The organism is Nocardia sp. XZ_19_385, from assembly GCF_015355755.1.
In the GTDB taxonomy this organism is placed as follows: domain Bacteria; phylum Actinomycetota; class Actinomycetes; order Mycobacteriales; family Mycobacteriaceae; genus Nocardia.
Map to the genome: position 1 here is coordinate 174,877 of NZ_JACVEE010000007.1, position 23,823 is coordinate 198,699.

Here is a 23,823-nt window from a genome sequence, read left to right on the forward strand (position 1 = left end):
CCTTCTTTCGCCTGGGTGTGTTTCGAGCGTAAACTCAACTGAGTGCAGATTTCCAAATATTCTTGGGGCCGGGGACAAACTCTCGTGTGGTCACTTCGACCGAGTTCGGTGGCAGTGCGTGGTCGAGATAGGTCTGGCGGCAGGCGCTTCGCCGCACCTTCCCGCTCGTCGTCTTGTGCACGAGCCCCTTACCGCCGATTACGGCCGCGTGGCAGAGGATTCCGTGCGCGCGTTGAATCGCCGACATGACAGCGGTCACGACATCTTCAGCCGCACCGGCACGCGGCATTTCCGTGGATACTTCGAGAAAGAGTGCGAGACCTTCTTCGTCGCCCTGCGAGGGAACGCCGAACGCGGCAACTCCGCCCGTGCGCACGTCTGGATGCGCTGCCGCGGCGGTGTTTTCGATGTCCTGAGGGTAGATGTTGTGCCCGCGGATGATGATGAGATCCTTATAGCGTGCGGTGACGTACAGCTGGCCGTCGCGAAAGAAGCCCAGATCGCCCGTGCGCAGGTACCGTCGTCCGTCGGCCGGATCGTCGGTGGTGGCCTGGAAGCTGTCTCGCGTTTCGTCCGGCCGGTTGTAGTACCCGAGTGCGTTCGTGGGAGAGTCGACCCAGATTTCACCGATATCGCTGTCGGAGCATGGAATACGCGTGCGCGGATCCACAATGCGCACTCGTGCCCCGGGTTTGGTGATCCGCCCCGATCCGATGTAGGTCAGACCCTTGCCGGCTGGTGCGGGGACTGCGTGGCCGAGTTGGAGCTGATCGGTGTCGAGTTGGAGCTGGGTGCCTCCGCCCATGGAGACGCTCACCGTGCTTTCGGCGAGCCCATAGGCGGGGTAGAACGCCTCCGGACGGAAAGCGCTGACGGAAAAGGAATCTACGAAGTCCGTGATCGTCGCGACCTGGACGGGTTCTCCTGCCGACATGGCAATCCGCAACGAACTGAGATCCCATCCCGTTCGTTGGTGGGGTGTTGTCTTGCGTACTGCGAGCGCATATCCGAAATCGGGCGCGGCCGTGTGGGTGGCGCGGACCCGGTCCATCACGTCGAACCACGTCGCCGGTCGGCGCAGAAACGTCAATGGAGACATCAGATAGGTGGGATCGGTACACGTTCCCACCAGTGTGCTGACGATGAAGCTGATCAGTCCGAGATCATGAAAGTGGGGCACCCAGCCGACCGCTCTAATTCCCTGCTCGGCGCCCAGGGCGTCAGCGTTGCTACGGGTTTCGGTGACAAGATTGCCGTGGCTGATCATGACCCCGCGTGGAGCGCCCGTCGAACCCGAGGTGTATTGGAGTAGCGCCACGACGTCTGGGTGCGCTGGAAAATGCCAGTCGTCCGGGCCGGTACCGGAATCCAGCTCGAGGTCGGTCCGTTCCCATCGGCGTTGCCTATCCGCGGACAGGTACTGGTGGTAGAGCTTATCGGTCAATCCGAGTGCGGGGGAGCAGTCGTCGATGATGTTCTGGAGCGCGTTCATCGTGGCGGGTCGCATGGGATCGGGTGGGCACACGGGCACCGGAACCGCACCGGCGGCGAGACAACCGGTGAAAGCGCGGATGAACTCCAGCGACGGCGGATACACCAGGACTATTCGATCGCCTGGTCGCACACCCAACTCGCGGAGTGCGTGCGCGATCCGGTCCGCAGAGTTGACGAGATCGCCTGCCGTGACGCTTTCTCGGTCCTGGCCGTCATCCCCGACGAAAACAAACATGGTCTTCGACGGTGTGTCCTGTGCGCAGCGCAAAAGACTGGAAATGATCGAGTCGACTTTCATTGAGTGGACCTCTCTCAGCGGGCCGTCCGCACTCGGACTTCGGCGGGTCGGTGGTCGAGTACTACTGTGTAAGAGCGTGTTTCGGTGCGGCAGCGTCCGGTCGTGAGATTGCATCGGACTCGGTGGGGATGTACACCGCTCAGTCGCGCGACATGCTCTTTCATCGCGATGGTCGCGACTCGCTGAGCTCCGCGGATATCTGCGGACAGGCCGTATATCTGTTCCATAGTTCCGGGTAGGGAATCCCACATCAGTACGGTCGCCGATTCGAGGATGGTGCAGCCGTCGTCATCGGTGACCGAGAGCCCGACGCCGTCGGCGGGCTCTCGGTCACGGAGGAAGGCCCGGCGTTGCTGCGGTGTGGCCCGAGACAAGCCGCCTATCGGTAGTAGTCGGCTCACCAATCGCAGAGCTACCAAAACCCGGTCGCCGGATATCAACTGGAGATCGACGGCCGGCATGTCCTCGTCGAAACCCGCGAACCGCGCTTCGCCGCGCAACTTGCCGAATTCCGGGACCGGCTCATAGAGCTGGAGGTCTCGGACGCGGTGTGGGAAGGCGACGCACCCCGGCCGGATTCGGTCGCTCCACCGCTCCATCCGGTCGTGTGGGGTCAAATGGGTGAGGGCGTCGAGCAGTCCGTGCGGCAGGTAGCTCGGCGGCACGCTGCCGCTATCAACATCTAATGTGGCTGTGGCGCCTGAACTCCCGGTTCGGAGGTCGGTGACGTAGTGGAACGCCGCTCCGTGAAATAACGACCCGGACCCGTACAGGTCATCGACAGGCTCGAGGTCGCTCAACGGGGGGAACGGGGCGGGCCGGGGCCGGGTGGACGTGGTGAGCACTGCGGTCGCGGCGTCCTGGAATCGAGCTAAGTCGGTGCGGGACTGCGCTCGCCATGTCGCCATGGTGACGACCGGTGCCTCCGCCGGGCCGGTGACCCGGGTGCGGAGCATCGCGGGCAGGGGGATCCAATTGGTGAGCGTCACCTCGGTTGCGCCGGTGATCGGTTGTCCGACGTAACGATTCGCCGCATCGCACAGTCGGTCGATCACCGACATCATGGGCAGCGTCGGGATGGTGAAGGTCGGTCGATGATCGTTCAGCCAGCGGTGGTTGGTCAGGGTGAAGCGTTCTCGTATTTCGGTGGGTGGCGGTCCCGATCGGAGTCGCATTCCCAGCCTGGGCAGATGGTAGATCCGGCGTCCATCTACCCACAGCCAGGCTTCGGCGTAGAGCGTGTACGCGTCGGGTGCGTCGTCCACAACGTCGATGACCTCTGCTTCGAGTGTGATCAAGGCGTCGGTGGGGCGTATCTGTCCGCGATAGGTCCAGGTGAACGGTTCATCGAGCACAACCGGCTGGAACTGAGGGTTGATCAGCCCCTGGTCGAAACCTCTCTCCAGCATGAGCCATTGGAGGAGTTGGGAGAGGGCTTCGACACCGAGGGAGCCTGGCATTACCGGGTCCTGGAAGAAGTGTGCTTTAAAGAACCAGTCGCCCGCGTCGACCTGTTTTTCCGCTCGGATCCGCCCCCGCCCAGCCCTTCCCCCGGCAGGCCAGTAGCCGGTGATTTGATCGAGCATCAGCAGCATCGAGTCCGCCATGCCGGGCCGAAGAGCAGGTCTGCGGTAGTCGGAGGGTTCTGTCAGGTGCACCCGTTCGCGGTCGGTCGGCGGCAAACCAACCTGCTGCGCCAGCGTTTCCGCTGTGAAGTATCCGAAAGTCGTTGTGCCACTGAGTAAGGTGACGCCATCCAGCTCGCAGTGGATCTCGTAGGACTGGATGATGCTGCCCCGCATTTCCGCGATCGATCGAAGTTCGGCTCGGGTAGTGATCTTCTTGGCGGTCGGGGCTACCTGTGCGGACACGACGATCCTGCCGTCGAGGTTGCGGATGAAGAGCTCGGCGTCGAGGCGCAGCATGCTGCCGGCGTAGGCGCCGAGCCAGCCGCAAGGCTGTAGCGCGACCTCCATCAGGATGGCGAGCGGCATCACCCCCGCCGGGCTCTCCGTGAAGTACCACGCTTCATCCGGCACGTCGTACGCGGCGACGACACTGCTTCCGATCTCGAATCCGCAGTAGGGGCCGGTGACGTCGCTGACGCGTGTCATGGCCAGGTAGGGCGGGGCGGGGAGGCGGGGACCACGCACCAGACCACTGTCGAAACGGCTGCACGCCGGACCCAGGGCTTGGCTGCCGGGCCCCCAGGCACAGGCGAGTAGTGACGGATAGCCGGTGCGAAACCCGGAGATCTCGGCCACGGGTTCGGCCTCGGTCCAGCCGGCCAGCCCGCCGAGCGTGGCGAGCGGCACGAGGTCTCCAGTGCGCTGGGTCGTCGCGGGACCTGAGTCGCGCCAATGCGTCAACGGCCAATCGGGCACTAGCCGGACGGCAAGCCGCCGTACATGCAAAGATTTGACTCCATCGACACTGACCAGCACGTCGGCTTCGAGTGTCGGATACGGCCCGCCGGCGAGCCTGGCCACGAACACCTCGTACACCATTCGCTTGTTGGCGGGTACGGCTTGACCGCGGCATCGCATGCTGTACGGCTGGTCGGGGACCGGCTCGAACCGCCACGCGTCGCGGCCGACGGTGAACCCGGCGGCACTCAAATAGAACGACATTGCCTGCATACATCCTTCGAACATCAGCGTTCCCGGCATGCACGGGTCATTGTGGAAGTGGCCCGCGAAGAACCAGTCATCGGCCGTGATCGTCCTTTCGGCGCGCAGATATCCGCGAGCCCAGGGCCCGCCTTTGCTTTGGAAGCTGGTTACTTCATCCAGCAGCAGCATCTGGCCGGCCGTGATTCGCGGAGTGCGGACGTGGCTGCGCGTGATGTCCCATTCCGGTCCGAAACAGTCGGCCGGTCGCCCGTCGGCGAACGCAGCGACGTCAGAATGGCTGAAAGCCGACCGGCCGCAGTCGATGGCGACAGGATCGGTCGGTTCGTCCGGAATCTGATCGGTGGGGTGCCACAGCACGCCACCGGTCGCGGCCAGCTCTGCGTCGCTGAAGAAGCCGGCTTGGCCGTGCCTGATGCTGAGCTGGCGCATACCGTTTGCGCGGCAGTCGTATTCGAAGAAGAACAGGCGCTGCCGACCGTATTCGGCGTGATCGACGATGCGGATCTCGTAATCGAGGGTGGTACCCGTAGTCGGCGGCGCGGTGTGAAAGGTTGCCTCACAGCCCAAAAGCCGATACACGCGCTCGCCGCGGTTGGCGAGATCCACACCGAGCCAGCTGATCAGCAGCAGGTCCGCCTGACCGGCCTCGATCAGTAGGCCGGGCGGTATCCGCCCGGTCTGATCGAGATACCAGCTGTCGGACCGAATGTCGGTTTCGGTCCAGATCGTGCCGGTGCCGAGGGTGGCTGGTTCGGCGTCGATGCCGGTGACTCGGTCGACCAGCAGCATCGGTGGTGATGGCATTCGGGTTTGCCGAACGTTGCCGTCTTGGATTGCGAAGGCCGGACCGAAGAGTTCGGAAACCTGTCCGGTAGCGAGGAATTCGAGATCGGCACGATCGAAAGTGGGGCCCGGGTGTGCTGTCGGAGGGGGGACTTCGCCCGAGCTCGTGGCGTGCGGCCGCAGAAGCTGCGCGAGGCGGTCGCTGTGGGCGAGGAAGCGTGTGTGGGCTTCGCTGCACAATGCGAGATGGTGAGCGTGTGTCGCTGCCATCAGCCGGAATTGGGTTGCGGCCAAGGTGTGAACGTTCGCGTCGACTGCTGGCGCCGTTCGCGCTACCGGCCTCGAAAGGTGTTCTTCCGAAGCGAACTCGATGTACTGGGGCGCGGCGGCCATCGTGGCTGGGTTCAGGTTGGTCCGTGGGCGGATCGTGTCCGGGTGCGCGGCGATCTGCAGGTGTTTTCCGACGTGTTGCGCGGAGGGCCGGTCGTGTAGGAGATGAGATAGCGCCGCCAAGTCCATCGCGACGCCTGCTGCAGCGAGTTCAGTGAGCACGGCGTACAAGCTGGTGATCGGGTCGTGGCCGCCGTCCCATGCGACCGCGAGGTGGTCACGGTCGCCCAGGATCCGTTTGATCCAACCTGTGCACAGCGCCGATGGGCCGTGTTCGATGAAGATCCGCGCTCCGTCAGCGTAGGCCCGTTCGATCAGCGCGACGAAGTCGATGGTGCCGAGCCCTTGGTCGGTGATCGCTTGGGCGACGCGCTCGGGCGTGGGGCGGTAGGGCTCGGCGGTCGCGCCGCTGTAGAAACGGACGCCGGGGATGTCGGTGGTCGGTTGGAGATGGAGGTCGCGCCACTGGCCGGCCACGGCAGCCAATTCGGGTGCGTGCGCGACGATGTCGTAGTCGACGGCGATCACTGCGGACGCGTCGAGATCCCGAAGGGCTGCCTGACATTGGTGGGCCTCGCCGCCCAGTACACAGGTCTCCGGTGAGGTGATGGCCATCAGATGGACAGCGGGTCGGTCGATGAGGGCCGCCCGGACTTGCTCCGCTGTCGCCGAGACCAGGTACGTGCTCCACTGATGCCCGGTGATCCCTGCGGCCGCCCAATGTTCACGCACCGCTCGGAGCTCACCGGCGAGATCGCGCGAGAAGAGCTCGCTGTCCCGGAATTCCGTGTTCATCCGCTCGGGCTCGGTCCACGCGCCCATGACCAGCAGCGCGGTTGATTCTCCCGAGGAGTATCCGAGAGCAGCCGACGGACCAAGGCCGAGCACGTTGCGCGCGATCTCCGCGTGCAACGCCGCCAAGACTGTGACCGCCTGGATCTGATCGAGGGCTCCGGCCGGCTTCCCGGGCTCACGGTAAGCCCAGCCCGCTGCCAACGACAGGTCACCGAAACGGGTTTCCACAGCGTCCATCAGAGTTGGAAGGGCGAGCATCAGCTCCTGGCCCATCCAGGGATACGCCGCAGACCCGTTGGTGAACACGAATGCCGTTTCACCGCTGAGCGGAGCAGCCCGGAACGCCATGCCCGCAGGGCGTGGGCCGCCATCCGACAGCCATCCGCGCGCCGCCGCGGCCCGCGCCTGCGCTTCGGCCAGCGATTCCGCACATACCGCGATGCGGGCCGGGCCGTCATGATTAGGCCGGCCGGACTCCAATGCGGCAAGCGCCTGCGGCGCGTCCGTGCCGGAGAAGACATGGACTTCACGGCGTCGAGCCACGGTGGTGGCACGGTTCCCCGCGCGCAAGCAGACGCGAGTGGTCGGTCCGCCGAGCTGGGGGACGATCGCTTCTGCGGTCTCGGCTGCCAGTGCCGGATCGGCCCTGTACCCGGCTCGGAACCGAGCGCGATGTCGCAGCGCCAGGACCGCCACGGCCACGGCGAGCAGGCCGCTGGCGGCATGCGCGCTGCCGAACAGATCTGCCGGATCGAAGTCCGCGCCGAACCCGACGGACAGATCCGCTGTGGGTGTCTCCGGCTCGAGGATGGCGAGCACGTCGTCTTCGTCGCGCTGCACGTCGGACAGTCGTTTAAGGACTAGCACAACCGCGGCGTCGCCGGGTTCGGCCTCGTCCTGCACGGCGCGCATCGCCGCGCTGTGCACCGGTTCCGCGGACAGGTCGACCGCGCCGACAACAGCCGCCTCGACCTCGCCGGCTCGCAGAGCGCGGATCGCTTGCCTGAGCGCGGTCGGCCCGGACGCCTCCTCGGCGGACACGGCGAACGCCGGCCCGGTGAGGCCGAGCTGGGAGCCGATGCGGTTCGCGTAGACATTGGCCATCGCCGCGACCACCCTCGCCGCGGAGAAATCGGCGCCGAAATCGACTGTCGTCTCATGTCGTTCGCCGTGGTGGGCGGCCCAGCTGGCATGGCGGACTCCGGCCTGACCTCGGGCGGCCTCCGGGTCGCAGCCCATCCCGATCAGCACCATCGTATTGCCGGGCAGGAGTATGCCGGCGGTTGCTTCCCGTGCGGCCTCGAGAACGAGTGACTGCGCGGGCGCGACGTCGAGATCCCTTGGAGGAAAATGCAAACCATCCAGGCGGAGATCCAGGCTCGCACGTCGGGGCACGCCTCTTCCTGCGAGCACTGCGTCCCGGAGATCGGCCGCGGACGCGCCGTCGCCGACTCGCGCGCCGAGTGCGACGATCGCGATCTCCGAACGATGGCTGAGCGGGGCCCGCGCCGATACCGGGCGGGTAACAAGGTCTGGGGCATCGACCACCAGATGGGCGTTGTTGCCACCGAAGCCGAATGCGTTGATGGCCGCCCGTCGTGGTCCGTCCCAGGGTTCGTTCGCGGTGAGTAGGCGCAGCGGTCGCGTGGCCAGCTCGTCGACGGGAGCGTCCGCTCCGACGCTTCTCGGGCGCTCGCCAGCCTCGATAGCGCCCAAAATTTTCAGCAGGGCTGCCGCGCCTGCTGCTGTGAGCAGGTGACCCAGGTTTCCCTTTGCCGAGCCGAGCGGAAGGTCCGGGCAGCCGCCGAAGATCGATGCGACACTGGCCACTTCGGTGGCGTCGCCGACGGTCGTGCCCGTCGCATGACATTCGAGCAGCGTCACGGACTTCGGATCCAGGCCCGCGAGCTGGTACGCGGCACGCATCGCCTGTTTCTGCCCCGACTGCGCCGGGGTGAGCAAACCTCGGGTCGCTCCATCGTTGGAGAGGCCGATAGCCCTGATGACACCGAGCACGGTGTGGCCGTGGGAGATCGCGTCCTCGTGACGCATCAGCGCGACTACAGCGGCCCCTTCAGCAGGCACCAGGCCGTCGGCCGCCTGGTCGAACGGGCGGCTGCGTCCCGATCTGCTCAGCGCTCCGAGTCCGGCGAAGCCGAGGTGGATCAACAGGTTGTCGGCCCCGCTCACGCCTCCGGCGAGCATGAAGTCGGCGTTGCGGTCGTGGAGCCGGTCGCAGGCAAGTTTGATCGCGTACAGCGATGAGGCGCAGGCCGCATCCACAACGAGGACATCGGAGTCGGCACCGAGTGCGCGCGCCGCCGACCGGCCCGCCAGGCCCGAACAGAAGCGTTGGCGCGGATCGACAAGTTCTGGTTCGGGAATCCATCGCGAACGGGCGGGCAGGCCCGCCTGCCAAATGTGCTCGGCGTAGGCGGCCTGTGTCCGCGATGGGTAGCCCAGGCTACCGAGAATGAGGCCGCTCATGGCGGGAGCGGTCGGGTACCCGGCTTCCCGCAGCGCGGATCTGCCGGCGTGAATTACCCACTGCACTGCGGGATCCCACGCCAGAACTTGCTCGGTGGGCACCTGGAGACCGGTCGCATCGAAGACCTCGTCGAAGCCGTGGACGAATCCTCCGATGCCGGGAATCGGTGTGACGAGACCGGAGTCGGCCCAATCCTCTGGCAGCCGCCACCGATCCGCACTCGCAGTCGACAGACTCACGCGGCCATGACGGATGTTGTCCCAGAGCGCCGATGGATCGAGCGCTCCGGGAAGTACACAGCCGCGTCCGACGATTGCGATGGGTTCGAAGGTCACGACCGCTCCTTCCCCGAGGCGAGATCCGGTCGTGTGACGAGCGTGATGCCCAGCAACTCGATCAGCATGGCCCCGGCTGAATCGACCAGCGCCGCATCACATCGTGCTTGCTCGTCGGCGACATCGGTCGATCGCAGCCGTCCTTCGAGCCTCCCGTGGCAAGGGCCGAGCCGGTAAGCCCGAAAATCGGCGACAGCCATCGGCAATGTTGCTGCGCCAAGAGCTCTTTCGGCCCACACCACGGCCAGTTGCAACAGTCCGTCGATCGCCGCCGGGTCGACGATCCAGGGCTGGTTGCGCGCCCAGCCGAGCCCATACACACCGGTCATTTCCGCGGTGGCTCCGCTGCGCCCGAGCAGCACCGAACCGGTGAGAGCCCTGAAGCGCGGGCCGTGGAACAACAGGTCGCCGTCGTAGAGATGTGGCCGTGGTAGCGGCTGGAGATCCTCGGGAGAGGTCCAGGCGGATGGTTCAGCGCTGAACACGCCGGCTTTCATGGCGCGTGCTCGATAGCAGGGAGTCGGTCTGCCATCGGCCAGGTGCATCGTGAACCCCGTGCCATCGGGTACCCCGCTCAAGGTGAGATTCGGACCGTCGGCATCGAGAACGACTTTGCGCAGCACGGTGACGTCGCGCAGCACCAGGGTCGGACTCTGCGGCTGCCACGCCGACGCGAGCCCGGCGAACCAGGTCAGCGCCATCGCCACGGGAAGTACCGGGGTCCCGGCGATGGCATGATCGGACAGCGGCGCGTAGCGGGGGGCACCGAGCCGTACAGTTGCACGCAGCTCGGCTTCCGGTGTGAGAGGGCCGTCACCGGCGGTGATCACGACCTGGGTGTCGGCTGGTTCTTCGGTGAGTTCCGCGGCCAACGCCGCGGCGCCGAGGGCCGGTGCGATGAGGGGGATCGACCGCTGCGCGAAATGCGCAGCCAATTCGGGGGTGACCATGCCGCCGTCCCATGGCCCCCAACCGATGGCGCGAACCACACACCCTGGCCGGGTGCGGGTGTTTGCCGCGGCGACATGGTTGAGCACATCGTTGGCCATCGCATAGTCGCACTGCCCGGGGTTGCCGAATCGTGCTGCCACAGAAGAGAACACGCACAGCAGGCGCAGCGGGTCCCGGGCGAGGGCCTCGAGAAGCACCCGTAGGCCTTCGACTTTGGTGGCCATGACGGCCTCGAACTGATCGTCGGTCTTGTCGGTGATGCGCTTATCGGCGAGAACACCCGCAGCGTGCAGTAGACCGGTGACCGGGCCCCACTCCTCGCGGACCCGGTGCAACGCGGATTCGACTGCCGTACGGTCGGTCACGTCGACCGGGAAGTAGCGGACATCGGCTCCGGTAGCTTGCAGCCGGGCGAGGTTGTGGCGGACCTGTCGTGTCGCGAGAATAGTTGTGGCCTCGGCGTTCAGCTGCGCGGGTGTGGCTCCGTCGTTCGTGGGCCGGGCAGCCAAGGCTGCGATCATCGCGGATTTATCGGAAGCAGAGGACAGGCCCGGGAGCTCCTCGGTAAGTGGTGTGCGTCCGAAGATGGCTAGCCGTGGACGCGTAGCTTTTGCCAAATCGTGTAGCGCGGAGGCGGTTACGCCTCGCGCGCCGCCCGTGACGACGAGGACCGATTCCGTGGTTACGGCAGGTGCTGCGACGCCGGACTTGGGTGCTTCGACCAATCCGACCGTGGTGCGGGCACCGGCTGCCGACAAGCCGACATCGAGGCTCGGGCCGCCGATAGTCAGCTCGGTCGCAATGGCTTCGGCGATGACCTCCGGGCTGCGATCGGCTCGGGCCAAATCGATGGCTTTGACCGAAGCTTTGGGCCATTCTCGGGCCGCGGTTCGTGTCAGCGCAGCGAGGCCGCCCAACCAAGCTCGGTCACAGTCGGATTCGGTCAACCCGAAGCTGCCGCCGGTGTCTTGGACAGTGATGAAGACACCGCCGTCGCATTCCATGACCGCAGCTACCGAGCGCGCCCAATGGAACGCGTCGAGGAGCGTGCGGTGTGCGGTATCGGCGCCGGAGATTGGGGCGAGGCCGCCCAGTAACACCACCGCGCTCCTCGGGACTGGGGATTGCTCGGCAGCGGTAGCGGTGATACCGCGCTCGGTCAGTGCCGTCGCGACAGCGGAGGCCAGGCCGCTGCCGCCGTCGACTACCAGCACAGGTGCGTCGCCGAGTCCAGCGAGAGTGAGACCGCAGGGTGGTGCGGTGATGCTTCGTAAGGCGAAACGCCGCAACGTATTTGGTGGTGAGCCGGAGGCCTCACCACCGTCTGCGGTCGTGTGCGCCACGGCTGGTGCGGCCGCACGGGCGCGTGCGTTGGTAGCGGAGATGTGGTCGACGATCGCGTTGAGGGTGCGCAACCTGAACAGCTCTGCCATCTCCGGTGAATCCGATGGGGGCAGCCCCGGAGCGCGAGAGCGGACTGCCGCCAGCAGTTCGACTTTCTTGATCGAGTCCACGCCGAGCTCGGACTCCAGATCCATGTCCCCGCCGAGTAGTTCAGCGGGGTAACCGGTTTTGTCGGCCAGTATCTCGCGCAGCAGCTCCAAACTCGGACTGGCCCCCGAATTGATCTCCGGTGCAGGTGTTTTCCCATTCGTCGGCACCGGTGCCGGTGCCGGTGACTTGGTGTATGGAGTAGATGCCAGGGCGGCAGGGAGGTCCGGCGGCGCGGTCGGCGGAGCTGCGGAGGCGGCGCCGTTGGACACGGCCGCAGGGACTTGAGTGATGGCCGGTGCAGCTGAGTAGGGCTGTGCTGGTGCGGTACTCGATGCCGGGTTGGGCTGCTGCGGGGGCAGCACCGGCGCGCTCGCCGGGCCGGCGGAGACGATCGCCGCAAGGTGTGCAATAGAGCTTTCGGCCAGCTGAAGGAAGGCCTGATGGCTCGTGACCAGTGCTTGTTGAAAGCTCGTGTGCGCTTCAGCGGTTTGCCGCTGGGCGTCGGCGACGATTTGAAACCATGGCGTGCCATTCGATCCGGCGGTGTCGTCCCGGCGCGGCTGCTGCGGATCGTCCATGTGTTCTGTCGCTTTCTGCTTGGGGGCGGGTTCCGGTGTGGGGGACTCGGAGATCGTGGTTTCTGGGTTCGGTGGTGGCAGCGCACCGTCGGCGGGCGGATACCGGTGGCCGAAAGCGGCGCCGTTGACCGCGAGCGACATAGCGGATTTCTTCGGGGCATCGTCCTCTCGAGCGAGGTAGGGTGCCCAGTGCGCGGCGAAGTCGACCGGCAGGCCACTGGTGGCGAGCCGACCCAGTGCAGCGAACAACGACGCGACGCCGTCTTGGCCTCGGCGGTCCAGACTGACAGCGAGATGAGATCTTTCGCCGAGAATTGCGGAGACCATGGCGGTAACCGCATCGCCGGCGCCGACCTCGAGGAAAACTCGGATACCGGCCTCATACATGGCCTCGATCTGGTCCACGAAATGGACCGGCGAAGTCAGCTGCTCGGCGATCCTGTCTTTGATCGCCGACGGCTGTCTAGGATAGAGATGGCCGTTGCTGTTGCCGTACACGTCGACGGTGGGCGGAACGATGTTGATGTTGTCCAGGAATTTCCGCAATGGTTTTGCGGCTGGCCCCACCAGGGGGCAGTGGAAGGCTGCGGAAACCTTCAGCCGGCGGGTCGTGACGTCGGCAGCCTCGAACACCTTCTCCATAGTGGCGATCGCTGGTTCGGTCCCCGAGATCACCGTCTGCACCGGCGTGTTGAGATTCGCCGGCCACACCTCGGCGACGCCTGCGCCGTCGATGAGGTCCCGAGCTCGCCCGGCATCGGTGGAGACGGCCAGCATCGCACCGGGAACGGGGACGGCGGCCATCAGCTCTCCGCGCCGGCGAGTGAGGCGTAGCAGCTCGCGCTCGGTCAGCGCACCCGCCGCGTACAGGGCGATCAGTTCGCCGACACTGTGGCCGGCGAAACATGTTGCGGAAATCCCCACCTCGGCGAGGACCGCCAGCAAAGCCATGCTGTGGGCTGCGAGTGCGGGCTGGGCCCACTGCGTATCGGTCAACGCCGTCTGTTGGGCCGAGCCAGCGGCCTCGTCGGCCGGCGGCGGGGGAAAGACTAGGTCGTGCAACGGCTGGTCGCCCAGGGTGAGCGCGGCGGTGCGATCCCAGACTGCTTGTGCCGCAGGGAACGACATCGCGATCTCGGCGCCCATGCCAGGGTATTGGGCACCTTGGCCCGGAAAGACAAAGGCGATCGGTCCGGTTGTCCCGGTCCCGCAGGCATAGGAAACGGCACCCGCGTCGAAACATCGATTCGGTTGTGCCCGAACGACTGTGAGGGCACGGTGGAGCCCGTCTCGGAGATCGGCGATATCGGAAGCGACCACGGCGAGGCGATGTCGTCGTGCAGGGTCGAAGGCCTGTTGACTGGCTTGGGCGAGCTCCCGCAGCGACTCCTCCCGCGTCAACTCGGAGCAGCGGGAAACGAGCTCGTCGATGTTGTCAGCGTCGACGAGGACGAGTTCATGGGACAGGGTACGGCTCGGGGGAGCACAGCGACCACCGCGATCGGGTATGTATTCCTCGAGCGTGGCGTGAAAGTTACTGCCGCCGAAGCCGAAGCTCGACAGCGCGGCCCGGCGCGGCCGTTCGGTGTTGTGTACCCAGGGTTTGGCCGCGGTACTGAGATAGAACGGACTGGACTCGATCTGCAGAGCCGGGTTCGGGCGGTCGGCCTTGATGGAAGGCGGAAGAACTTTGTGCCGCAGTGCGAGGATTGTCTTGATCAGCCCCGCGGCGCCGGCCGCCGACTTGGTGTGGCCGATCTGGGACTTGATCGAGCCGAGCGCACACCAGCCGCGGGAGCCGGGAGCGCTCTCAGTGAAAACCTCTCGGAGCGCGGCGAATTCGGTGGCGTCGCCGACACGGGTGCCGGTGCCGTGTGCTTCGACGAGCTCGACGGTCTCGGGACCATATCCGGCCGCCGCGTAGGCTCGCCGCAGTGCCCGAGCCTGGCCTTGCGGAACCGGCGTATAGATGGCGTTGCCGCGTCCGTCGGAGGAACTGCCGATGCCGCGGATCACCGCGTAGATGGCGTCGCCGTCGCGCTCGGCGTCGGAAAGGCGTTTGAGCGCAACCATTCCCAGTCCCTCGCCCAGCAGCGTCCCGTCGGCGTCGGCGGAAAACGGGCGGCAGTCACCGGTGGCGGACAGCGCCGGGGTTTTACTGAAGCATATGAACATGAACGGCGAATTCAGTGCGTCGACACCGCCGGTGAACATCAGATCGGAGTGGCCTAGCGCCAACTCGTTGACCGACGCGTAGACCGCCGCCAACGAACCCGCGCACGCCGCATCGATGGTGCAGTTGGTGCCGTGCAGATCGAGTCGATTGGCGATGCGGCCGGCGACCACGTTGGACAGCAGCCCCGGGAACGTGGCCTCCTGCCAGGGCACATAGTGCGCGCTGATCCGGTCGCAGATTTCCAGTGCGTGTGTTTCGGGTACTCGGGCTTCGCGCAACGCTTTCAGCCAGACCGGTCGTTGTAAGCGAGCATCCATCGTGCCCATCAAGCCCAGGCCGCCACTGCCCAGGATGACGCCGGTGCGTTCGCGGTCGAGTGGTCCCGATACGTTTCTGCGGACATCGGCCAGCAACCGGTCCGCGACGATGAGGCCGAGCAACTGCGCTGGATCGGTGGCTTCCATGATGTTCGGCGGCACGCCGTGCGCAATCGGATCGAAACTCACCTCAGGTAGAAATGCGCCTCTGCGGCAATAGGTCTTGTCCGGCTGAGAGGGATCGGTGTCGTAGTAGTCGTCGATGAGCCAGTGCGATTCGGGCACGTCGCTGGTCAAATCGCGCCCTTGGACGATGTTGGCCCAGAACTCGTCGATGCCATCCGATCGCGGCATGAGTGCGGACATGCCGACTACTGCGATCGGAATTTGCTGGTGGTCGCTCATGGGAGTTCCTTCGACGGAGGACGGTCAAGACAGCAGCCGCGGCACGTACAGGTCGGTGCGGGGGACGGGTACGCCGAAACTGCGCAGTTGCTGCGCTCGGGTGACAACCGCAGCGCCCTCCAAGAGGTTTCGGGCGATCTGCACGACTGTGCATGCGCCCGGCTCGGCCAGCGGAGTCTCGGCGATCCAATGGTTGAACGCGCCGATCGCGGGGCCGCACCAGATTTGGTAATCGGTGACACGAGAGGAATCACCTGCGATGGCCCAGCGGCTCGAGCGGCCCAAATAGGCGCGGAATACCAGTGCCATCCGATGTTTGGGGTCCGCTTCGGCCCGGGCGACCTGCTCGGGGTCACGGTGCATCCAGAATTCCCGGGTCTGCTCCCAAGCCTCCTCGAAGCTAGCCCGCAATATGCTGCGTTCGATCTTGGTGCGCAACTCGGCCGGCAGTTGACGCAGGTCGTTGTAGGTGGTGTAGGCGTGGTACAGCAGCGCTGCACGGGCCGCGAAGAGCGTGCCGCGCCGGAGCACCTGCACCTTGATGCCGTACTCGAACATGTCCGCCGCGGGCGCCATGACGATATCGACGAGCTCGGCCTCAGCCAGCAGTGTCTTGGCGGAGTCGGAAAGGCCAGCCTCCACCGAGCGTTGGTTCACCGTTCCGGTCAGCACATAGTCGGCGCCGCATCCGAAGGCAGCCGCGACTCCGGCCGGGCATCCCAGGCCACCGGCGGCACCCACCCTGATGCGTTCGGTATAACCGAATCGACGGGTGAACTCGTCGCGTAATCCCAAGACCGCAGGCAGAATCACGGTCAAAGGGCGATTGTCGGTGTGGCCGCCGCTGTCGGCTTCGACGGTGACGTCGGTCGCGAGCGGTACATTCTTGGCCAACTGAGCCTGCTGCTCGGTGATAGCGCCTCGCGCGACCAACTCTGTCAGCATCGCGGGCGGAGGTGGGGACATGAATTTAGCAGCCACTTCGAGCCTGGACACCTTGGCGAATATGTGCCGGCGACGAACCGGGCGACCAGCGGGATCTGTCGACAATCCCGCGACAGCGCACCGGACGAGCGCAGGGGTGAGATCCATGAAAGCCGAGGCCGAAACTTTGGCGACGTTGTACTTGTCGAAAAGATCCACCAGGCGTTCCTCGTGACCCGGCTCTAACGGGCTGTGAATGAGGTTGACGCCCCAGTTGGGTCGTGAGCCGACGGACGAAGTCAATTCGTTCAGAGCGGATTCCACTGCCGGCACACTGAGCCCGGCTGCGCCGAAGAAGCTCAGCATCTGTCCGCGGGCCATGGCAGCGACCAGCTCGGTCGTGGCAATACCGTTGGCCATTTCGCCGGCGACGTAAGCGAACCTGACTCCGTGGGTGGCGGCGAACGAACGATCTCCCAACTGCTCAGGAAACACCGGTGGTAGCCATCCGGTGACCTCGAAGCCATCGTCCGACAACGACAATTCGCCGTTCACGCCTACACCGGGCGGGTGGCCCGCACCGTCGATGAGTACCCAGAGCTCGGCGCGCGGATCCCGAATGGCCGCGACGATGCCGCGCGCATCAAAGGCCGGCCGGCCCGACTCGCTGTGCCAGTGTGGACGGGTGCTGGTGCCGGATACGTTGTTCGTCAGCACGTGCGCGCTCCGATCGATAGCTTCTCCACCACCAGGCAGCTCGCGGTGAAACCCGCTCCGGTCGTGATCAACAGTGCGACTGCCCCCGTGGGCAGAGATCGGTCGGCCATGAGGTGAGCGAGGTTGGCTAGCATGTCGCCGGCACCCAGGTGACCGGTCTCCTCACCTAAGAGGACACCGCGCCCGCGAAGCGGTTCCGGCAAGGCCGGCTGGACGCATTGGCGAAAAACCAGTCGCCCCAGCCTCGTCGGGTAGACCGCAACAATCCTCGGGTCGTCGGCCTCGATCGCGGCATCGTCGAGCGCGTGGTCGACGGCCTTCGCAACGGCCTTGCGTATGGCTGCAGCATTGGTTGCGAAGCCACCGTTGGCGGCCTTGCCTCCTGCGGAGAGCTTAAAAGGGTGCCCTACCGGAAATGTCGCTTCCAGCATGGGATTTCCGACACTCGACAGCGACCGCACCACGAACGGGCCGGGACGATCGCAGAGCAGCGCGGCGGCCGCCCCATCGCCGTAGATCACGTCGGGGGCACTGGCCCAGCGCGGGTACGGGAGCTTCCGGAAGTCGCTGCTGGCAACGGCGATCGCGCAATGGCTCCGGGGCTCCAGCAGCAACGCGGCGATTGCCTGGCCCACGGCCGCCGCGCCCCCGTTCGACATTTGAAAGATGCCGAGCGCGGCTGCCTCGCGAGCTCCTAACAGGCGCGCGATGCGGTGGGGCGGCGACCACGGGTCTTCTTCGGTCAAGCTCGCACCCGCGTAGGCCAAAAGAGCTATCTCGGCAGCATCGACATCACCAGCCTTGATCAAGTCGACACAGGCAGCCATACCCATTTCCCAGCAACCGGTCTCGGCGATGCGTACCGCCCGAGCCGGGCAGAGCGCCAGATCTCTCGCGTCGAGGATGCCCTCGGCGACCGCGTCCTCGGACTGTGAGATTCGGTCGGGGAGCCAAACAGTGGCCGCGGCGATATGTACGCCGTCTATTTTCATGACGGCTCCAAACGGACGGGTACGGCCGTCGGCCGCCACTCGACGACGGCGGTGATCCACTCCAGATCCTCGATGGCAACAGCGAGCGAGAGCCGTGGGAAGCGATCGAACAAGGCAGGCAACGTGATCGCCGCGACAAGCCGGGACAGCGCGGCACCGGCACAGAAGTGCGGCCCGTGCCCAAAGCCCAGGTGGGCCGGCTCGCTCTCGGCTCGCCGTGGACATACCGTCTCGGGATCGCTGTAGGCGCGTGGGTCGCGATTCGCCGACGCCAGAGAAACCAGCACGATCGCTCCGGCGGGAATAGCGACACCACCCAACTCGAGGTCAACAGGGGCGAATCGCCAGGTCGCGTTGACCGCAGGCCCTCGATAGCGCAGTAGTTCCTCGATGAGGTCCTTCGTGGTGGACGGGTTGCCGAGCAGAGGCCGTAGTCCCGGCTGCTCCGCGATGACAGCCCCACCGACGCTGATCAGCGTCGCTGTTGTCGTCTGGCCCGCCGTCACCGTGGCTACGGTCACCCCGACGACTTCCGCCAGCGTCCACTGACCCGAAGCATGCAGGTCGAGTAGATGACTGATCAATGTGTCGTCGGGCTGGGCACGTTTGTCCGCGATGATCTCCATGACCAGATCCATCAGATCGGTACTGATGACGGCCATCTCTTCGGGCGGGAGGCCGGTAACGGCCTCCCGCGCACGATTGGCCAGCGCTGGCAGGAGACGATCCGGAATCCCGACCACATGCGCCAGCCCCCGGGCGGCTATCGGATCCGCGAAGTCCCGACGCAAATCGGGACGATCGATACGAGCCAGGATGTCGAGCTGCTGGGCAGCGAATTTCTCGATCGCCGGGCGCCACCGTTGCACCGCCCGCGGTGACAAGAATGGCCGATACGACATACGCAATCGGTTGTGATCCTTGCCGTCACTGTTGGCGGGCTGACGTCCGAACACCGCGAAGACATCATCGCGGTACCGGTGGCCGCCGAATCCGTGATCGGCGTGGTGCAGCCGTCGCAGATCCTTGACCAATCGGGGATCCGATAGGGCTTGTTTGGCTTCGGCATACCGGGTCACCAGCCACACTTCGGGTCCGTCGGGTAGCAGGACCGGCCGCACTGGGCCGGCCTCCCGCACCGCCGTAAGGGCAGCGTAGGCATCGCCAGCCTTCGACCAGGCTTCGAACTCCACAGTCGGTGCCAGCCGCGTCATGGGTTTGCTCCGGCCGCGAGCCGGGCCAGGTCGGCAACCGTGCGTACTTCCAGAAGGCTCTTCTCTTGATCGAGAAGTGCGATCCCCAGTTCGTCCTCCACGCGGACGATTACTTCTACGAGGCGAAGTGAGTCTGCCCCGGGTAGGGCGATCAGCAGAATGTCGGGCGGTATTTCTTCTGCGTCGATTCGCAATACTTCGCCGAGCCGTCGGCACACCACCGCCAGAACCGCTGACTCGTTCATCATGTGGCGCCTCCTCGGGGCTCGCCGCAGGCGCTTATGGCGCACGGCGTGATTTCGTGAATAAATTTGTAACGCAACCGATGTCGATATCGTGGGGTGCCTTTCGAGATTGTGATACCTCAACGCTAGAACCTGCCGCCCGAGATTTGCCCAGAAAACTGGGCGTACCCCACGGGGCCATAATTTGGCTTCGAACACAAAGGGGGTTTGGGTATACGGACCGTCGAGATTTGAACCGGCGCATTCAGCTTCTGCTGCGGTGCTTGCTATCCCACATGCGCCAGCTTCGCCAGTCGGCTGATCTCGCGCCGCGGTCGGCCGCCACCACTGTTTCGCATCAGGTGATAGAGCGTTCGTTGTGCATCAGCGTCGAACCGCAGGTCCTCGGGACACACGGTCGCCGCCTTGTCCAGGGCGAGGGTTGCCGCGACGTACTCCCCGGTGTTGACGAACCCGTAGGCAAGCGCGATGTGGTACCTGGCGGTCGCCGCGATCGGATAATGCTCCGGAAAATCCACCTGCCCTGCGATGCGGACGGCCTCACCGAAATCGCGGCCGGACAAAGCCGTTTCCATCAGTGCAAAGTTGATCTCACTGGGGCCGAACGGGATACCGCAATACGTGCCCCCGCTACCGAAGGCGCGAGCCGCGTCCCGGGCGTGGGCAAGGGATCGTTGGGCGCGCGCCTCGTCTTTGTTCATCGTTGCGGCACGGGCCGCAAGCAAATGCAGCGAACCCCAGAGTGCCGCCTTCTGGCCTCGTTGCGGTACCTCGACGGATAGGGCGCCGGCGGCACCTGAGCAGTACTCGACGCACGCGCTCAACCTACCGAGATCCAACAGTGTGGCTCCGACATGCCATGCGCTGGCGGTGATCAGGGACTGGCAACCGTGACGCAGCGCGTTCTCGGCGGCTCGGTCGGCGACGACCCACGCCAGGTCGGACGCGCCGATGCGGCGCAGCAGCTGGCAGGTGGTGTGATAAGCGCGAACCCTCGGTTCGAGTGCCACGGCAGCCGAATTTTCCGCGCGCAGATTCGCGAGAAGGATGGGAAGTCGTTGCGCGAGCGTCGAAAACCGGATCGGCGAGTTCTCCCAGGTTTCTTGGCATCGGTGGACCTCTGCGGCCAGCGCGGAGGTGGAGGAATACCGTGGCCACGCCCTGCGCAGGGCACCGGTTCCGGGATTATCGATGACGGTCGGCTCAATCACTTCGACCATGGCTTCCGCGTCATCTGTGCTGCGCCGTACAGCCGGTTTCGCCACCTCGATCAGTTCGGTGTAGTCCTCGATACGCAGAATCTGTGCCAACCGCAGAATCATTCGCACACTGTCGAGTGGATGGCGGCCGGTCTCGATGAGCCGCATCCACTCCTCGCTCCGTCCTACGAGCTCGGCCAACGCCCGGCGTGACAGCCCACGCCTGCGGCGCCGCAGCTCGATCTTCTCGCCGACAGTTAGATCGCATACTTCAAGAGCGCTAGTCTTCATAACCGAACCCCTGCCGATACGTTCCGCCGTAGTCGTTTGTCATGCGCGCGCAACAAACGCCGATATCTTGCATTGTGACCAGACCGATACGATCTAAAATGAATCCAAGCGCCGATGATTGCAATCATGGCGAACGCTGCATCCCCCTCATTGTGACCAGCGGGATCTGGGGCGGATAGACTGTTGGCCGGACGTTGGAAAATTTCCTGACTTTCCCCTTCCCGGTTTGAGCGCGGCCGATTGGTAAACAGAGAGGCGGACCCGTCGGTTTCCTACTGCGCGAGTCCATTCGGGCGCGAAAATATATGACTGGGGCCAGCGCTGTCGCACCGTCTGGCGACGAAGGCATCGAAGAGGGGATGGACAACTCCATACAACGAACGCAGTCGTCTGCCGCGGCGGGCGTGGGTCTTCCCGCCCAGATTGGTTGGCTGGCAGGGCTTTCCAACACACGCACATGGGCAGGATCGAGCCCTGTGGGCCGGACCCATCGGTGAGTCGCTAGTCAACGGTGCTCCGTGCTGTCCGCGCCTCAGTTGCCGGTCTCAGGGTTCTCGTCGGAGCGCCACTGCTGGCGCTCCCCATCGCTCCGCTCATCGGCACGCCGCGGTTGGCCATCTGCCAACTGCGGGGCTGTCAATGGCGGTCTGACTGCGGTGGCTTCTCGGGTGCCGCCGTCGGTTGCGTCCGAGGGGGGACGGATTCGCGGACACCGGTGGACGACCGCTGGGTTTGGAGATGCTGCCCGACGGGCGACTGCTGGTGTGCGATGCCCGCCGTGGGTTGCTATGCGTCGACCCCGACTCCGGTGACGTGGAATCCCTGACCCAGTACGTGGATACGGTGCCGCTGCGCTGTTATGCCTCCGCAACCGCCGACGGCACGATCTGGTTCACCGAGCCGACAACCCGTTTCGATTTCGAGCACTACTGCGGGGCCTTCTCGAACACCACCCTTCCGGACGGCTACTGCGCCGCACCCCCGACGGCCGCGTAGACATCGTGGACGAGAATCTGCACTTGGCCGTCGGCCTGGCAATTACCCCTGACCAGTCGGCGTTGCTGTACGCCGAATCAGGTGCGCACCGCTTGACTCGGCTGCGGGTAACCGGGCCCGAGCAGGGCCGCCGCGAAACCGTATTCGGGAACTTGCCAGGATTCTGCGCCAACCTCTCCAGCTTCACCGCCGGTCGCGCCTGGCTGGTGATCGGCAACCCCCGAAGCCCAGCGCTGGATCGGCTGGCTACCAGCCCGGCCTGGTTGCGTCGATTGCTGTGGCACGCACCCGAACGGCTCTACCCTGCTCCAAGCGCTGCGGTGTGGGCCGTGGCGATAGATCCGTCCGGATGCATCGTCGATCAGATTCACGGCCGTCATAAGCACTTCCACTGCGCTACCGGCGCGGCGGAGTCCGGCGAATTCCTCTACCTGGTCGGGCCGCACACCAGCCTGCTTGAACTCGATCTCACTGGACCGAGGAAGCCGGGCACCCTTGGCTGCTATTTGCCGGCGCGATGAAAGGAAATCGGCCAGGCGTGCTGGCACTTCGGTGAAAGGGAGCGCCAGCCCCGGCCGGGTTACGTTCGGCGACCAGTTCAATGCTGCGAATGGACGCGTGCACGTGCCGGCTATTGCCAAGGGGCGGAAAGGTTCAAGCGGTGGTGGTCAGGGTTATCGCCCCATGGGCCCGCTGTAGACGTGTTCAAAGGCGGAGGTGAGGAAACGTACTGCCGAGGTGATCGGAGTTCCAGCAGCGGACGGCGCACCCGGTTGACGGTATCGGTGCGGGCCGGGCTGAGTTCGTCGCGGAGGTCGGCGAGCATGCTCAGCGCGATCAGCGTCGAATCCGCTTAGACCCGGGATAGATTCGTTGACCGCAGCGCTCCCAGGGCGGCCGAGTGTGCGTTGACGGGTCGGTCTTTCGACTGTTGCACCTGCGCTGAGGGGTCCGCGGGTACGTTGATCACGGTTTCGCCGTTGTGAACCAGGCGGTGGGTGAGGTGGCGGCCGATGCCGTTGCAGCCTTCGATCGCCCAGATCCGATCGGTGAATCGTTCTGCTGTGGTGAGCATTTCGGTGTAGACGGGGGTGTCGGGGGTGTATCGGCCGGTGGTCAGCACACGGCCGGTGGGGTCGATGGCTTCGATGGTGGCCGATGCGTTTGTGTGGATCCATTCCGATAATGACGGGCATCGGTGTTTCCTCGCTGGGACGGCTCTATTTGTGGTGTCGGTGCCGGGAGGGCATTGCTAGTTCGAGCGTGGGGGAGACCCCTTTCGAGCCACTCCGGCACGGCACCCGGTGGGCGGCAAGCCAATTAGAGAGCCACACCAATCGCGACGGTGGCAGCCGATTTGAGAGCACCCCGCCGGGCACCTGGTGGCGCGATTGCTGGGCAAGAGGCGACGACAGTGGGACACACCCCGCAAACCCTGAGAGGTGTTGGCCGCACACCCTGGTGTTCCGTCCACACCGCAGCGGATGTGGTGTTCGGACCGGTGGACCCCAGCACGCGGGGTCTCGCGGCTAGCACCGGATGTGGGCGTCGCCGGGACCGATGCGCCTGGAAGACAACAAGATCGGCCACCATCGGCCGTTGCCGTTGCCGTTGCCGAGGTGAGTCCGGCGTGTCTTGGGATGCAAGCAGTTCGCGGCGACGCATCGGCACGGGGGGCTTTACCCGTTGCGCTATCCAGAACCCGTTGTGCCCCAACCGGCCAACGGTCTCCCGGCAGGGAACCAACGTTGCGGAAGTCTCCCGTTCGGTGTGGCCGGCACCGCACCAACACCACCGGGCAGCAAAACATCTAGGCGCTCCCAGGCTCGAAAGTCATCTTACCGGCGTCCGGTTAGGCATGGCCCTGATCCTGACCCAAAGCCGCGCCCCGCGAGCGGCATTGGCACAAGTTGATGTGGCCTGACTTCCCGGTGACCTGGTCTAGGCGGCGGGGGTGGTCGTCCCGATATCGGTTGTCTCTGGCCCGATCGGCGCGCTGGGGCGGGGGTGGGCGAGGATCGCGGTGGTGTCGGCGTGGCGCTCGATGACGGCGCGGGCCACATCGACCAGGCGGGTGCGGGTGGCGCGGGCGTGGGCGCGCATCGCTG

The 23,823-nt window shown here is 65.3% G+C and carries 10 protein-coding genes; 2 read left to right on the plus strand and 8 right to left on the minus strand.

All coding sequences use genetic code 11. The features are described 5' to 3' along the window. Positions 1 to 34: 34 nt before the first annotated feature. The 8 genes from IBX22_RS35650 to IBX22_RS35685 all read right to left on the minus strand — a co-directional run bounded on the left by IBX22_RS35650 (position 35) and on the right by IBX22_RS35685 (position 20,719). Entirely contained in the window at positions 35 to 1,906 is a 1,872-nt protein-coding gene (locus tag IBX22_RS35650; protein WP_309234932.1) for a fatty acyl-AMP ligase, read from the minus strand. Then, positions 1,807 to 9,216, minus strand: coding sequence for a beta-ketoacyl synthase N-terminal-like domain-containing protein (locus IBX22_RS35655; RefSeq protein WP_194820235.1), 7,410 nt, complete (start codon positions 9,214 to 9,216; stop codon positions 1,807 to 1,809). The genes IBX22_RS35650 and IBX22_RS35655 overlap by 100 nt, the downstream gene beginning before the upstream one ends. Then, the gene (locus tag IBX22_RS35660; protein ID WP_194820236.1) at positions 9,213 to 15,137 is read right to left on the minus strand and encodes a type I polyketide synthase; all 5,925 of its coding nucleotides are present in this window, start codon (positions 15,135 to 15,137) and stop codon (positions 9,213 to 9,215) included. The genes IBX22_RS35655 and IBX22_RS35660 overlap by 4 nt, the downstream gene beginning before the upstream one ends. Positions 15,138 to 15,161: 24 nt before the next feature. After that, positions 15,162 to 16,778 carry a PfaD family polyunsaturated fatty acid/polyketide biosynthesis protein gene (locus IBX22_RS35665; RefSeq protein WP_309234926.1) on the minus strand — a complete coding sequence of 539 codons (1,617 nt, stop codon included), beginning with the start codon at positions 16,776 to 16,778 and terminating at the stop codon, positions 15,162 to 15,164. Further along, complete coding sequence (locus tag IBX22_RS35670; protein ID WP_194820237.1) at positions 16,772 to 17,770, minus strand: 3-oxoacyl-[acyl-carrier-protein] synthase III C-terminal domain-containing protein; 999 nt, start codon at positions 17,768 to 17,770, stop codon at positions 16,772 to 16,774. The genes IBX22_RS35665 and IBX22_RS35670 overlap by 7 nt, the downstream gene beginning before the upstream one ends. Continuing rightward, on the minus strand, positions 17,767 to 18,984 hold the full coding sequence (locus IBX22_RS35675) for a cytochrome P450 (protein ID WP_194820238.1): 1,218 nt from the start codon (positions 18,982 to 18,984) through the stop codon (positions 17,767 to 17,769). Before IBX22_RS35675 ends, IBX22_RS35670 begins: the two co-directional genes overlap by 4 nt. Further along, the gene (locus IBX22_RS35680; RefSeq protein WP_194820239.1) at positions 18,981 to 19,232 is read right to left on the minus strand and encodes an acyl carrier protein; all 252 of its coding nucleotides are present in this window, start codon (positions 19,230 to 19,232) and stop codon (positions 18,981 to 18,983) included. The genes IBX22_RS35675 and IBX22_RS35680 overlap by 4 nt, the downstream gene beginning before the upstream one ends. Positions 19,233 to 19,495: 263 nt before the next feature. Continuing rightward, positions 19,496 to 20,719 carry a helix-turn-helix domain-containing protein gene (locus tag IBX22_RS35685; RefSeq protein WP_194820240.1) on the minus strand — a complete coding sequence of 408 codons (1,224 nt, stop codon included), beginning with the start codon at positions 20,717 to 20,719 and terminating at the stop codon, positions 19,496 to 19,498. A gap of 681 nt (positions 20,720 to 21,400) precedes the next feature. Here IBX22_RS35685 and IBX22_RS37810 point away from each other — a divergent pair. Next, complete coding sequence (locus IBX22_RS37810) at positions 21,401 to 21,715, plus strand: hypothetical protein (RefSeq protein ID WP_228540135.1); 315 nt, start codon at positions 21,401 to 21,403, stop codon at positions 21,713 to 21,715. Continuing rightward, positions 21,688 to 22,236 carry an SMP-30/gluconolactonase/LRE family protein gene (locus tag IBX22_RS35690; protein ID WP_255526596.1) on the plus strand — a complete coding sequence of 183 codons (549 nt, stop codon included), beginning with the start codon at positions 21,688 to 21,690 and terminating at the stop codon, positions 22,234 to 22,236. The genes IBX22_RS37810 and IBX22_RS35690 overlap by 28 nt, the downstream gene beginning before the upstream one ends. The last annotated feature ends 1,587 nt before the right edge of the window (positions 22,237 to 23,823 follow it).

What these genes read in the sequence shown, in the direction of transcription:
- IBX22_RS35680 (WP_194820239.1), bottom strand. Translation starts at nt 19,232, where the DNA reads ATGATGAACGAGTCAGCGGTTCTGGCGGTGGTGTGCCGACGGCTCGGC.
- IBX22_RS35685 (WP_194820240.1), bottom strand. Translation starts at nt 20,719, where the DNA reads ATGAAGACTAGCGCTCTTGAAGTATGCGATCTAACTGTCGGCGAGAAG.
- IBX22_RS35670 (WP_194820237.1), bottom strand. Translation starts at nt 17,770, where the DNA reads ATGAAAATAGACGGCGTACATATCGCCGCGGCCACTGTTTGGCTCCCC.
- IBX22_RS35650 (WP_309234932.1), bottom strand. Translation starts at nt 1,906, where the DNA reads ATGCAATCTCACGACCGGACGCTGCCGCACCGAAACACGCTCTTACAC.
- IBX22_RS35660 (WP_194820236.1), bottom strand. Translation starts at nt 15,137, where the DNA reads ATGAGCGACCACCAGCAAATTCCGATCGCAGTAGTCGGCATGTCCGCA.
- IBX22_RS35675 (WP_194820238.1), bottom strand. Translation starts at nt 18,984, where the DNA reads ATGACGCGGCTGGCACCGACTGTGGAGTTCGAAGCCTGGTCGAAGGCT.